Source organism: Hominimerdicola alba, from assembly GCF_900112155.1.
GTDB classification, from domain to species: Bacteria; Bacillota; Clostridia; order Oscillospirales; family Ruminococcaceae; genus Hominimerdicola; species Hominimerdicola alba_D.
The window spans coordinates 73,967-87,692 of sequence record NZ_FOKQ01000002.1; the positions used below are offsets into that span (position 1 = coordinate 73,967).

Annotated in this window: 10 protein-coding genes; 9 read left to right on the forward strand and 1 reads right to left on the reverse strand. The window is 47.7% G+C overall.

From position 1 onward, the window contains the following. Positions 1 to 22 precede the first annotated feature (22 nt). The 9 genes from murG to BM265_RS01555 all read left to right on the forward strand — a co-directional run bounded on the left by murG (position 23) and on the right by BM265_RS01555 (position 11,668). Positions 23 to 1,156, forward strand: a complete 1,134-nt coding sequence (murG, locus tag BM265_RS01515) for an undecaprenyldiphospho-muramoylpentapeptide beta-N-acetylglucosaminyltransferase (protein ID WP_074959719.1) — start codon at positions 23 to 25, stop codon at positions 1,154 to 1,156. Between the two features lie 79 nt (positions 1,157 to 1,235). Beyond that, the gene (locus BM265_RS01520) at positions 1,236 to 2,177 is read left to right on the forward strand and encodes a hypothetical protein (RefSeq protein WP_074959720.1); all 942 of its coding nucleotides are present in this window, start codon (positions 1,236 to 1,238) and stop codon (positions 2,175 to 2,177) included. A 69-nt stretch (positions 2,178 to 2,246) separates the two neighbouring features. After that, positions 2,247 to 3,503 carry a UDP-N-acetylglucosamine 1-carboxyvinyltransferase gene (gene murA, locus BM265_RS01525; RefSeq protein ID WP_074959721.1) on the forward strand — a complete coding sequence of 419 codons (1,257 nt, stop codon included), beginning with the start codon at positions 2,247 to 2,249 and terminating at the stop codon, positions 3,501 to 3,503. 75 nt (positions 3,504 to 3,578) lie between these two features. Continuing rightward, positions 3,579 to 4,745 carry a cell division protein FtsQ/DivIB gene (locus BM265_RS01530; RefSeq protein WP_074959722.1) on the forward strand — a complete coding sequence of 389 codons (1,167 nt, stop codon included), beginning with the start codon at positions 3,579 to 3,581 and terminating at the stop codon, positions 4,743 to 4,745. A gap of 195 nt (positions 4,746 to 4,940) precedes the next feature. Continuing rightward, on the forward strand, positions 4,941 to 6,128 hold the full coding sequence (gene ftsZ, locus BM265_RS01535; RefSeq protein WP_074959723.1) for a cell division protein FtsZ: 1,188 nt from the start codon (positions 4,941 to 4,943) through the stop codon (positions 6,126 to 6,128). Between the two features lie 340 nt (positions 6,129 to 6,468). After that, positions 6,469 to 7,404: a coiled-coil domain-containing protein gene (locus tag BM265_RS01540; RefSeq protein WP_074959724.1), complete on the forward strand. Its 936-nt coding sequence runs from the start codon at positions 6,469 to 6,471 to the stop codon at positions 7,402 to 7,404. After that, positions 7,404 to 7,964: a FumA C-terminus/TtdB family hydratase beta subunit gene (locus BM265_RS01545; protein WP_074959725.1), complete on the forward strand. Its 561-nt coding sequence runs from the start codon at positions 7,404 to 7,406 to the stop codon at positions 7,962 to 7,964. Before BM265_RS01540 ends, BM265_RS01545 begins: the two co-directional genes overlap by 1 nt. A gap of 179 nt (positions 7,965 to 8,143) precedes the next feature. Then, positions 8,144 to 9,511: a serpin family protein gene (locus BM265_RS01550; protein ID WP_074959726.1), complete on the forward strand. Its 1,368-nt coding sequence runs from the start codon at positions 8,144 to 8,146 to the stop codon at positions 9,509 to 9,511. A gap of 768 nt (positions 9,512 to 10,279) precedes the next feature. Further along, a complete protein-coding gene (locus BM265_RS01555; protein ID WP_074959727.1) occupies positions 10,280 to 11,668 on the forward strand; it encodes a sensor domain-containing diguanylate cyclase in 1,389 nt (462 codons plus the stop codon). A gap of 58 nt (positions 11,669 to 11,726) precedes the next feature. Here the strand turns inward: BM265_RS01555 and thrS are convergent, their stop codons facing one another. Further along, complete coding sequence (gene thrS, locus BM265_RS01560; RefSeq protein ID WP_074959728.1) at positions 11,727 to 13,670, reverse strand: threonine--tRNA ligase; 1,944 nt, start codon at positions 13,668 to 13,670, stop codon at positions 11,727 to 11,729. Positions 13,671 to 13,726 lie beyond the last annotated feature (56 nt).

Below are 13,726 nucleotides of genomic sequence, written 5' to 3' on the forward strand. Positions count from 1 at the left end.
ATAAGAAAGAGGTATCTGCTGTATGCTTAGAGTACTGCTTGCAGGCGGCGGCACAGCGGGTCATGTGAACCCCGCGCTGGCTATTGCCGAGATAATAAAAGAAAACTATCCCGATGCGGAGATATGCTTCGCAGGAAACCCCGATAAGCTTGAAGCAAAGCTTGTACCAAAGGCGGGATACAAATTTGAACCGCTGAAAATAGAGGGCTTTCAGAGAAAGATAAATGCCGAGAACATCAAAAGGAATTTCCGTGCAGCTGTGTATCTGGCTAAGTCGGGAAGCCGATGCAAAGAGATCATAAAGGGATTCAAACCCGATCTCGTTATAGGTACGGGCGGCTACGTAAGCGGACCTGTGGTAAGGGCGGCAGCCAATATGGGCATCAGGACTGCCATACATGAACAGAACGCTTTCGCAGGTGTTACAAATAAGATACTTTCAAAAAAAGTCGATGTTGTTATGATGACAGTTGAGGAATCAAGGAAGAATTTCCCCGATGCAAAAAAATGCGTGGTGACGGGTCTGCCCGTAAGGGGAGGCTTCGGCAGGCTGACAAAGGCTGAGGCACGCAAAAAACTGGGTATCCCGGAGGATGCACAGGTAGTACTGTCAGCGGGCGGAAGTCTGGGTTCAAAAGTACTGAACGAGAATATAATGAAACTCTTTAAATGGTATCAGCGTGAGGGCAGGGAGGTATACCATATACACTCCTACGGTACCTACAAGGATTATGAGAATTATATAGCTGACTGCGAAAAACAGGGCATAAAGCTTAAAGGCAACGATCACCGCATAGTTGACAGCTATGTAGATATGCCCAAGGCTATGGCTGCCTGTGACCTTATTATCACCAGATGCGGTGCGGCGTCACTGGCTGAGATAGAAGCTATGGGCAGATGTTCGATACTTATACCCTCACCCTGGGTAGCGGAGAACCATCAGTATCATAATGGTATGGTACTGCAGAATGCGGGCGCGGGATTGGTTATCGAAGAAAAAGATCTTACGGAAGAAAAGTTCGTGGGGGCAGTGAGAGATTATCTCGATGACCCCGAAAAGCTGAAGGATTGTTCCGAAAAGGCAGCGGCACTCCATATCAAGGATACGAAGGAGCGCATAATGAACTGCCTCAGACCTCTCATAGGTAAGAAATAATGGTTGGTAAGTAAAGATATGGTTGACAGGTAAAGAACCGGATATATAGAATCGGATATGATGTGAGGAATGATATAATTTGGCAATTGACAGAACTATACAAACAAAGCGTTCGGGTTCGGGTGCAACGATGGACAGCTTGAAAGTTCCTGATAATATTAATGAAAAGCTCGGTCACAATTCCTACAGGGGTTCAAAAACGAATGCCGCCGCCGAAGAGATATTCTCGGGCAACAGGTATTCAAAGCAGACCCGTTTTGGCGCTGCCGATAACAAGTATGAAGGATCTGAGCGAAGAGCAAGATACAGGTACAATAATCCCGCGGATGATCCTGACAGCTTTATACCAAAGCCCGACCCCAATAAAAAAGCTCCCGACCTGCTTCATCAGGGTGTAAAGGTCGGCTCAGCATATGTTGAGAGAAAAAAGGTAATAATCTGGATAACCGTGGCGCTGGTACTTCTTGCCTGCGCACTGCTTTTCCTACCGCCGCTGATGAACAGCACAACTCAGGAAACAACAGTGGATTACGACAGAAACATCTTCCAGAAAATGGGCATGACAGAGTTCAAGACCTATGCGCTGTCGAATTATTCGGTTTACAGTCAGGATGCATTTTCCTCTGAGAAAAACGAGAACTACCGTGTTATCGAAATGACTGTTCATGTGCAGAACTCATCTCCTTTTCAGGTGGTGATACCGCAGTATAAGGCGCTTCATGTTCCAACTAAATATGAAGACAAGGTATGCTATGTGACCTCTGCCAGACGCGCAGCCACCAAAGATGGCGAGGGCAAGGTCGTAGGCGATGTTATAGACGGTTTTCAGGGCAAAGACGTTACTGTGGAGCTTATGATAAACGTAGCGGATATGACAGAAGAAGAGCTGGATGAGTGCGTTACGGGTATGGTGCTTTCCACAGTCAACACAAAGAAGAAGATAGCAAGGAACGTGTATGTGCCTTGCCTGCCTGCTATGCTGTTTATATCAAACGCTGTTACGGTACAGCTTGACCCGTAGATATCAGGTAACAAATAACAAGTTTCGCGCATAAAATAAGCTATACTTCAATTAAAGGGGCGTAGCTTGATGCAGAGACTTATCATAAATGGCGGAAAACGGCTGTGCGGCGAAATAAGGGTACAGGGTGCCAAAAACAGTGCGCTGCCGCTGCTTGCAGGTTGTCTGCTGGCGGAGGGCAGGACGGTGCTTAGGCGATGTCCCGAGCTGACGGACGTTTTTGCCGCTTGCAGGATACTTAACGAACTGGGCTGCAAATGCAGTTTCAGGAAAGATACTGCAGTGACCGACCCTGTCGGTGCTGATGGTTACAGGATAACAGAGGAGCTTATGCGCGAGATGCGCAGTTCCATTGTTTTTCTGGGGGCAGTACTGGGTAAGACAGGCAGATGTGAACTGAGTTATCCCGGAGGCTGCGAACTCGGTCCCAGACCGATAGATATGCATCTGGCTGCGCTTAAACAGCTGGGTGTCAGGATATGCGAGGAGCATGGCAGGATAAGCTGCACCTGTCCCAAGGGGATAAGGGGCGCGGTGATCGACCTGCCTTTCCCTTCAGTGGGGGCTACCGAGAATATCATGCTGGCGGCGGTGTGCGCTGAGGGTGACACTGTTATCCGAAATGCGGCGCGTGAGCCCGAGATTGCAGATCTTGCGAATTTTCTGAACCGCTGCGGCGCTGACATCAGGGGCGCAGGGTGCAGTACGCTGAGGATATGCGGCGTGAAGAAGCTTCACGGCTGCGAATACGATGTTATGCCCGACAGGATAGCGGCGGCGACCTATATGGCAGCTGCGGCTTCGACGGGGGGCGAACTGGGATTGCTGGGCATCAGGTGTGATGATGTTCAGGCGGTGACGGCGGTGTTTGAAGAGATGGGTGCAGCGGTCTACTGCACAAATGACAGGATATTCATAAGCTGTGTAAAACCGCTGAAAGCAGTGCGAATGATACGGACGATGCCTTATCCCGGCTTCCCGACGGATGCACAGGCTTTGGTGATGGCTGCGCTGACTACGGCGCGTGGCAGCAGTATGATAGTAGAAAATATATTTGAAAGCAGATTCCGCCATGTGGACGAATTGGTGCGCATGGGGGCTGATATAAAAGTATCGGGCAGAACAGCTGTGATACAGGGCGTGAAAAAGCTCTGCAGCGCGAATGTAAGGGCGCATGACCTCAGGGGCGGCGCAGCGCTGACAGTTGCCGCACTGGGCGCCGAGGGGACTTCCTCGGTGGAGGGTGTGTGCTATATCGACAGGGGCTACGAATTTATCGAGAATGTGCTGGGGTCGGTGGGCGCTGATATACACAGAGAGTTCTGACGAAAAGTGTGTAAAATTTTGGGAACGGCATAAACATGATATGCCGGTAATTATCAGACAGAGGAAAGAAATAAAATGAGTGTTGATTTTGAAAATGAACCTGTGCCTGCGATGACGCCGAGAAGGGTCGGGCGCAAGCTTGACCTGCGTATGCTTTATGCGCTGGCGGCAGTCGCAGCAGCAGTGGTGGTACTTATTCTCTGCATGACGATATTTTTCAACGTCAGCAGTGTTGAGGTAAGGGGCGTGAGCCTTTATACCGATGACCAGATAATAAATGTAGGCGGTATTTACGAGGACATGAATCTTGTCAGGACGGATGCCGCAAGGGCTGAAAAGCGCCTGCTGGATAATCTCGTTTACATAGACGAGGTCAAGGTGTCGAAGTCCTACCCCTCAACGGTGGTCATTGACTGCAAGGAAGCCGTAAAAGCGGCGGATATAGAGTTTGAGGGCGGATACTATGTGCTGAGCACATCGGGCAGGATACTTGAAGCGAACAATCCCATGCCTACGGGCGGTATCCCCATAATCACGGGATTCAAGTTCTACACGGCGCAGGATCTTATCGACAAGGGCAATGAGCTCACCGATGAAGAGATATTCGCTTACCGTGCGGCAGGTACAAATCTGAGGTCGGAGGATAATTACAGCGACAAGATAATCATCGACCTTATGGCAGAGCTTGCTGAACAGGGCTATGAAAACGTGAAGACTATTGATATAACTTCCCGTGCGAATATCATACTGAATATTGACAACAGGCTTGATATCAAGCTGGGAAGCTCCGCAGATATCGGCTACAAGCTCAGCTATTTCAAGGCTGTGATGGGCAAGCTGGCTGATAACTACGAGGGCACCCTCATCTATAACGGCTCTGAAAACGGCGTTTCGGCTATACCTAAGGATAAGTACCTTGGCAAGCCCACATTTGCAAAAGACCCCGAAAAGACCGATTCGGACAGCAGTTCTGCTGATGAAACGAACCCAGAAGACGACAATACAGCCGACAACGGAAATGACAACAGCCAGGCTGAAAACAACGGCTATGACAACGGCGGTCAGGTTGATAACGGTTACGACGGCGGATATGATAATGGCGGCTGGACGGATAATACCTGGGACAACGGTCAGTACAACGAAAACGGAGGCTGGGCTGACAATAACTGGGATAACGGTCAGTACTACGATAACGGCGGAGGTTATGACTATACCTACGATGGCGGCGAGTATGGTTGGTAATATAATCAATTAATAAAAAATTAACTAATATAATGGTATTAAATTGTCAAAATCCTTTACAATTCGGGAAATTTGTGATATAGTATTAATGTATCTAATTATGTTCTTCGGGTCGGATTATATAAAGACAGAAGAAATATAAGGTTAATAATGACCCGTAAGGATATGTGAAAATTTTTTGGGAGGATGTTTACTATGAGTTACGAATTTGTAGAAGAGCCCCTTGTTGGCGCAAGCATTAAAGTCATCGGCGTCGGCGGCGGCGGCGGAAACGCACTTAATGGCATTGCAGCGGCAGGTATCCAGGGCAATGTTGAGTACATAGCTGTTAATACCGATATACAGGCACTTAAAAAATCACAGGCAGACAGACAGATACAGATCGGCGCTAAGCTGACTCACGGTCTGGGTGCAGGTGCAAAGCCCGAGATCGGTGAGGCTTCCGCACAGGAAAGCCAGGACGAGATAGCTGAGGCTATCAAGGATGCTGATATGGTATTTATCACCGCAGGTATGGGCGGCGGTACCGGTACAGGTGCAGCTCCCGTAGTTGCTGAGATAGCTCAGAGCCTTGAAAAGCTGACAATAGCTGTTGTTACCAAGCCTTTCAAGTTCGAGGGCGTTAAGAAGATGCAGAGAGCTGAAAGCGGTATCGAGCAGCTGGTAAAGCACGTTGATGCTCTGATCGTTATACCTAACCAGAACCTCATCACCAGCGATATGAGACTGACCATGAAGCAGTCCTACCAGATCGCCGATGAAGTGCTGAAGACCGATGTTATCGCTATAGCTGAGATAATCACAAGACATGATGAGATAAACGTTGACTTCGCCGATGTTACTACAATCCTGAAGGGTGCGGGCAGAGCTCACATCGCTATCGGCCACGGCGAGGGCAAGGATAAGGTACAGGATATCGTTGATCAGGTTATCGCTTCCAAGATACTTGAGACTTCTATCAGAGGTGCTAGAAGACTGATCGTTAATGTTAATATGTCCGAAGACCTGCTTATCAGCGATATGGACGAGCTGACTGCAGCTATCGCAGATGCAGCTGATGACGGCGCAGAGATCATCTTTGGTAACGGTACAAATCCCGAGACCAAGGATTGCATGGACGTTACTGTTATCGCTGCTGACTTTGTTGACGGTATCCCTTCTGCTGCTAACTATCAGGAAGCTGCTGCTCTTCAGCAGTCTCAGGTACAGGCAGTTCAGGCTGTACAGCAGGTATCTCCTGCTCCTACCGCTCAGACATTCTCTTTCCAGAGAACCGAGGAGGACAAGAAGGCTGACGCTGAGGCTATGTACAGAGCTGGCGTAAAGGCAGCTGACAAGACTGATATCTACGACGATATCTTCAACGTTTTCAAGAATAAGTGATCCATACTCAAAGACGAGTCAGTCGGCTCGTCTTTGCTTGACTGAATTTGTTCAGATGTTCTGAATTGAGTTCAGCTACAATAACAAAAAACTGAACCGGTTTTCATACGCTCGGCGGCGGGTGAAAATTGCTTGATTTCTATAAATATCGGCATAAATCGGACGGAAATATGCACAAAAACGACTGTGAATATTGTGTAGATTACTGAATTTTCATGTTTATGCTCAAATCGTCAAAATAAGTGGTTGAAATAATCTTTTATTTATAGTATAATAAAGTGGTATTAAGATTATTGAAAATTATCTTTTAGCAAACATATATATTCAGGAGGGAATTAAAATGGCTAGTAATGGTTATTTGAGAACAGTAAGAGTCGGCGGCTTCGATAAGCAGGACGTTCTGCAGTATGTTGATGAGCTGACTTCTAAGATCTATCAGCTGGAGACTAAGGTCAAGGATCAGGAAGAGCAGATAGACCAGCTCGCTCAGGGCGGCAGCGACTCTAAGGGTGACGACGAGGCCAAGAAGGAACTCGAAGCTAAGGTAGAGGAAGCTAAGCAGAAGATAGCTGAGCTGATGGCATCTACCGATACCATGAAAGTCAGAATTGCCGACTATGAGCAGCAGATTGCTGATAAGGACGCAGAGCTCGAGGAGAAGAACGCCGAGATCGAGACACTGAAGGACAAGGTTGCAGAGGCAGAGCAGAAGGCTAGCCAGGCTGCTAACAGCGGTTCTCAGCAGGCATTCGATATGGGTCAGATCTTCGTTCAGGCTCAGCAGACTGCTAATATGGCTATCGAGAAGGCAAGAGCAGACGCTAAGCAGATCACTGACGAGGCTGAGGCTCAGGCTAACCAGGCTATCGATGACGCTAACGCACAGGCTGAGGCTACTGTTACCAAGGCTAATGCAGAGGCTGAGCAGACTCTCAGCGCAGCTAAGGCAAGCGCAGAGGCTACCAAGGCTGAGGCTAAGAAAGAGGCAGATCAGGTTACAGGTGCTGCTTACTCCGAGGCTTCCAGAGTTAAGAAGGAAGCAGAGGCTGAGGCTGAAAGACTTGTATCCGAGGCTAAGGAGAAGGCTGCAGCTATCAAGAACGATACTGTTGAGATCAGAACAGCTGTTAAGGAGCAGTTCACAAACCTCAGCGACACAGTTCAGAAGCTGGTTACTTCCCTCAACGATCTGTACGGCAGCAGCATAGGTGCTGTTAATACCGCTAGAGATCTTATCGATGACGGTCTGGATATAGTTTCCGACGAAGAAGAATAATGGCTGAACTAAGAAAATTTCGCACCGAGGAGCTTAAAGCAAGAAGCGGAGAGCTCCGCTGCGGTGATAAAATACTGGTCACAGGCACTGTCTATACAGCCAGAGATGCGGCACATAAAAGGTTCGCAGCACTGCTCGATGAGGGCAAGGAGCTGCCGATTCCCCTTGAGGGCGCTGTGATATACTACGCAGGTCCTACACCCGCACCCGAGGGCAGACCCATAGGTTCATGCGGTCCTACTACTTCGGGCAGAATGGACAGGTTCGCACCGAGACTCCTTGATCTTGGTCTGGGCGGAATGATCGGTAAGGGCGAAAGATCGCAGGAGGTTAGAGATGCCGTTGTGAGGAACAAGGCAGTATACCTGTGTGCAGTAGGCGGTGCAGGTGCGCTGGCTTGCAACTGCATAAAGTCCTGTGAAGTTATCGCTTTTGAAGATCTTGGCTGTGAATCAGTTAAGAAGCTCTATGTTGAGGATTTCCCTCTTATCGTGGCAGACGACTGCTACGGCGGAGATATCTTCTCCAGCGGCAGAGCTGAGTACTGCAAAGCAGAATAATGATATATCGCGCGGCATCGGGAACGATCGCCGCGCTTTTTGTATTATATGAACTAAAATGCGATATTAAGTTTGTGCACTATCACACCAAAAATATCAGGGCGGCTGTACGTATATAAAGTGTAAGACAAATGAAAGGTGATAACAAAACACCGACAACAAAACAGGAGGAAACAAAAATGAAAAACACATACTTAAAGAGAACTATATGCACTGCACTTGCAGGTCTGATGATGGCGATGACCGCCTGCGGAAACGTTACAGAGGAGAAAGAATCTCCCGCATCGAAAAAGAGCGAGCCCGATACATCGTTTTCAGCGGCTGAACCTGATAACGGCGATAAGCCTGCCGAGTCTGAAATATCACTGACAGTAAAGCCTTTGTCTTCGGTAACTCCTGAAAAGAGCGATGAAATGCCCGACGACGATTTCAATGCTTCGTACCGCAATTACGCGGCTGAATTTTTCAAGACCGCCTGCGCAGAGGATATCAAGGCGGGCAACAATGTTATGATATCACCTGAGAGCGTTATGATGGCTCTTGGAATGACTGCCAACGGAGCAAAGGGTGAGACCCTTTCAGAGATGGAAAAAGCTCTTGGCGGTCAGGGAATAGATACCGTAAACAAGGCTATGCAGTACCGCATGACAAAGTTCATGAACAGTGAAGACATAACTTTCAATGTGGCGAATTCCGTATGGGTTCGTGATGATGCAGACCGTATCAAGATGAAGCAGTCTTTCTGCGACAAGGTAAAGTCGGTATACAACGCTGACAGCTTCCTTGCGCCTTTTGACGATACTACGTGCAATGATATAAACGGCTGGGTAAACAATAACACAAACGGAATGATACCAAATATTCTCGACGAGATACCATATGATGCGGTGGCATATCTGGTGAATGCGATGGCATTTGAGGGCGAATGGGCTTCGCCTTATGCAGAACATCAGGTGAATGAGGATCAGACCTTCACCAACAGCAATGGCGAGGAAGAAAAGGTGACTATGCTGTACTCCGAGGAAGGCGGTTATTTCGAGGATGAGAACACAACGGGCTTCCTGAAGTATTACAAGGGATATGATTACGCTTTCATGGCTATGCTGCCTGCTGAGGGTACTGACATGGTTGACTATGTGGCAGGTCTTGACGGCGAAAAGCTGAAGAATCTGTGGCAGACTTCCGGCGGAAAAGTAAATGCTTGCATACCCGAATTCACCTATGATTACGGCAAGGAACTCAGCGATGACCTGAAAGCCATGGGTATGACCATGCCTTTCGGTGATGGTGCTGATTTCTCTGAAATGGCTGAGACCGGCACAGGTTCGCTTTACATAGACAAAGTTATCCACAAGACCCATATTGAGCTTGACCGCAACGGCACAAAGGCTGCTGCTGCAACGGTAGTTGAAATGGTCGATGAGGCTTGTATTGAAATAGAGGATCCCAAGGAAGTATATCTGAACAGACCTTTTGTTTATGCGATAATCGACACAGAGAGCGGTACACCTGTTTTCATGGGCGCTGTGAATACTGTTAACGGCTGATAGGCGACATTGGAATATATTCTCCCTGATGATAGTTTTGCCCCGGAGCATTTTAGTGTGCTTCGGGGCAATGTATTTTTTACGAGAAATCATGCGTCGGTGGGAGAGACGGATATTTGTTTTTATCAGAAGTTTGCGAGGGTTCGCCCCTCGTTCCTCGGGTCGAGTCATCGGATAACAGCGACTGCGTCGGCTGTGGCTTCGCTGTCCGATGACGGGCGCGGCAATATATTTACGCACATAGTTTGAGCGTATGCATACGGTCGCATACGCTCGTAATTTTTTGTAGCGATGACTGCGTCGACCGCGTGCCGCGCCTTATTTGGTCGTTAGTTTGCTGTGCTATTTACAGCACTCTTGTCACGCTAGTTTTGCGCCTTGATCGAGAGGCTCTGCCTCTAACAGTCAGCTTTGCTGACTGTGGCTTCCGCAAGCCTTTCGCGAAAGGCTTGAGCCAAAGCTCCCTTCGCGGCATAGCTTTGTTCTGGTCGCTGGTTTGCTGCCGCGCAACGCTTGACCCAAAGCTCTCTTCCTTGGCAGATTTCCATGGGTTTACTGTGTTTTTATCGGGAAGTCATATTGCTCGGTGTGATTTTGTGCGTTGTAACAAAAACGCAAAACAAATACAATAAAAAGGTGACATTTTACTTGACAGCAATTGACAATCATGCTATAATAAACAAAAGAACTTGATGTGAAATTTCTATGAATCTTAATAATGTTGATATTTACTTATCAATATTTTAAAATGGCGAAAAGAGGTGTACTATGGATAGAAAACAAACCAATGTAAAAACAAGTATGCGTAATTTTATTATTGCACTTGCTCTTTTGCTTACTACTAATATACTGATGGGTGTTATACTTGTAAATGTATCAAAAAACGCTCTTCGCGCCCAGATAGAAGAAAGAATGCTTGATGTATCTAAGACTGCCGCCGCACAGATCGACGGTGATGTGCTGAAAAATATTACGGCTGAGGATAAGGACACCGAGGAATATAACAGGACGCTTAATATACTCCGTTCATTTCAGGATAATATCGAGCTTGACTATATCTACGGTGTAAAACCGGGTCCCAATAATACTTTCACATTCACCATCGACCCTGACAGGGAAGACCCTGCGGATTTCGGTGAGACTATCGAAACTACCGATGCTATAGTAAGTGCAGCTAATGGCAGATCAGATGTTGATAAATCACCTCACAGTGACGACTGGGGCAGATTCTATTCGGCGTACAGCCCTGTTTACGATACCGAGGGCTCGGTAGTAGGTATCATAGGCGTTGATTTCAGCGCGGACTGGTACGAAAAAGCCCTTAATTCTCAGACATCGGTAGCTGTTATAGTTACCTGTATCGCTGTGACGATAGGTATCATACTGTCATTCATTATCATGTCACAGAACAGAAAGCGTTTTACAGCCATGCTTAACAGGCTTGACGACCTCGACGATGTTACGCAGAAGATCGACAAGATCATCATGGCTGGTTCGCTAAAAAGACTTGAAATGCTGCCCGATGCTGACAGTACGGTGCTGAAAACACTGGCAAGCGGTGAAACATACGATGAACATACCCCCAACGAATATGAAGCAGTAACTTCAAGTATTGAAAAGGTATACGATAAAATGCGTTCCTTTGCAAGGTATGTTGAAGCAAGGTCGGAGATAGACGGCACTACGGGCGTTAAGAACAAGGCGTGTTACAGAAACAGGATAAAAGAGCTGGACGAGCAGATATCTGCGGGCAAAGCTGATTTTTCAGCGGCGTTTTTTGATATCAACGGTCTGAAGAAGATATATGTTCACCACGGTTTTGAAGCCGGTGAAAAGCTTTTGTTTGAATGTGCAAAGGTGCTGAAAAACGTATTCGGCAAAGAAAATGTTTATCATGTAACAGGCGACGAGTTCATTATACTGACAGACCAGAAGCAGAACTGGCAGATGAAAGACCTTTTTGCAGAGTTTGAGAAAGAACTTGAAAAGTACAACGAAGAACACGTCCGTGATAATATTCTCTCGGTCGCAAAGGGTTTCGTTACCTACGACCGCGAAAAGCACAAGAATTACCGTCAGGTATTTGTTGAAACCAAAGCGGCTTGTGACGCTGACAAAGATGATCACTACGGCAGAAACAAGATAGAGTTACAGTAAAAAAACAAGCGATGTACCTGCAATAGGTACATCGCTTTTTGTGTATACAAACTTTGTATTACTTAGCCTTTGTGTCGATCTCTTCCTTCAGCTTAGCGATAGCATCGTCTGCGGGCATAGCGGGCAGCTCGCCTTCTTTTCTGGAACGTACTGTTACAGTGCCGTCCTTAACTTCGTTATCGCCTACGATGAACATATAAGGAACTCTGTCGAATCTTGCCTGCTTGATCTTAGGACCGATGTTATCGTCCTCAGCGTCTACCTCAACTCTCATGCCGAGAGCGCGCATCTTATCGCAGAGGTCGTAAGCATAGTCATTGTGCTCGGGCTTGATGGGCAGTATACGTACCTGCTCGGGTGCCATCCACAGGGGGAGCACGCCTGCGTACTTCTCTATCAGCAGAGCAAGAGTTCTCTCGTAGCAGCCCATGGAAGTTCTGTGGATGATATAAGGATTGCGCATCTTGCCGTCCTTGTCAACATACTCCATGCCGAACTTCTTGGAGAGCAGCATATCTATCTGTATTGTGATAAGGGTATCTTCCTTGCCGAATACGTTCTTGATCTGGATATCCAGCTTAGGACCGTAGAATGCAGCCTCGTCGATACCTATCTCGTAATCAAGACCGATATTGTCCAGTATCTTCTTCATTGTGCCCTGAGCTTCGTCCCACTGCTCGGGAGTACCCTCGTACTTGTCCGTTCTGTTGGGATCCCACTGAGAGAAACGGTAGCTTACGTCCTCTGCAAGCCCCAGCGTTTCAAGGCAGTAATTTGCAAGGTCGAGACAGCCGCGGAACTCTTCTTCAAGCTGTTCGGGGCGGAGTATCAGATGACCCTCGGAGATAGTGAACTGTCTTACTCTGATAAGACCGTGCATCTCACCGCTGTCCTCATTGCGGAACAGTGTGGAAGTCTCACCCAGACGCATGGGAAGATCTCTGTAAGAACGCTTTCTGTTCAGGAATACCTGATACTGGAAAGGACAAGTCATGGGACGCAGAGCGAAACATTCCTTTGTCTCGTCATCGGGGTCGCCAAGCACGAACATACCGTCTCTGTAATGATCCCAGTGACCCGAGATCTTATAGAGATCGCGCTTTGCCATGAAAGGAGTTTTTGTCAGCTGATAGCCGCGCTTGTATTCCTCGTTCTCTATCCATCTCTGGAGAGTCTGTATTACCTTAGCGCCCTTGGGCAGCATGATAGGCAGACCCTGACCGATGTAGTCAACAGTTGTGAAGTACTCCAGCTCTCTTCCCAGCTTGTTGTGGTCACGGAGCTTTGCTTCTTCCATAGCTTTCAGGTGCTCTTCCAGCAGAGAAGCCTTGGGGTATGCAGTACCGTAGATACGGGACATCTGTATGCCGTCCTCAGCCTTGCCCCAGTATGCACCTGTACACTGTGTCAGCTTAACAGCCTTGATGGGAGCAACGCTCATGATATGAGGACCTGCGCAGAGGTCAACGAAATCGCCCTGCTTGTAGAATGAAAGCTTTTCGCCCTTGCTGTCGTGCTTGTCGATAAGCTCGATCTTGTACTTCTCGTTTCTTTCCTCCATCAGCTTTATAGCTTCATCGCGGGAAAGCTCAAATCTTTCAAGCTCATAGCCTTCCTTGGCAAGACGCTTCATCTCAGCCTGTATCTTTTCAAGGTCAGCGGGAGTGAAAGGCTTTTCAACTTCAAAGTCATAGTAGAAGCCGTTATCAGTAGCAGGACCTCTGCCCAGCTTAGCATCGGGATAAAGGTTCTTTACTGCCTGAGCCAGCAGATGGGAAGCAGTATGCCAGAAAGTCTCTTTGCCCTGCTTGGAATCGAAAGTCAGCACCTCAAAATCGCAGTCGCTGTCGATAACGGTTCTCAGATCCTTGACCTCACCGTTTATCTTTACGGCACAAGCTGCTTTGTACAGACCCATGCCTATACCCTTGATTATCTCACTTGCAGGTACAGCCTGCTCGATCTCCCTTACGGAGCCGTCTTTTAACGTTAGCTTTATCATTACTATTCCGCCTTTCATTTTTACCATCTGCGGGTGAATATTGCCTGCCCGCAGGA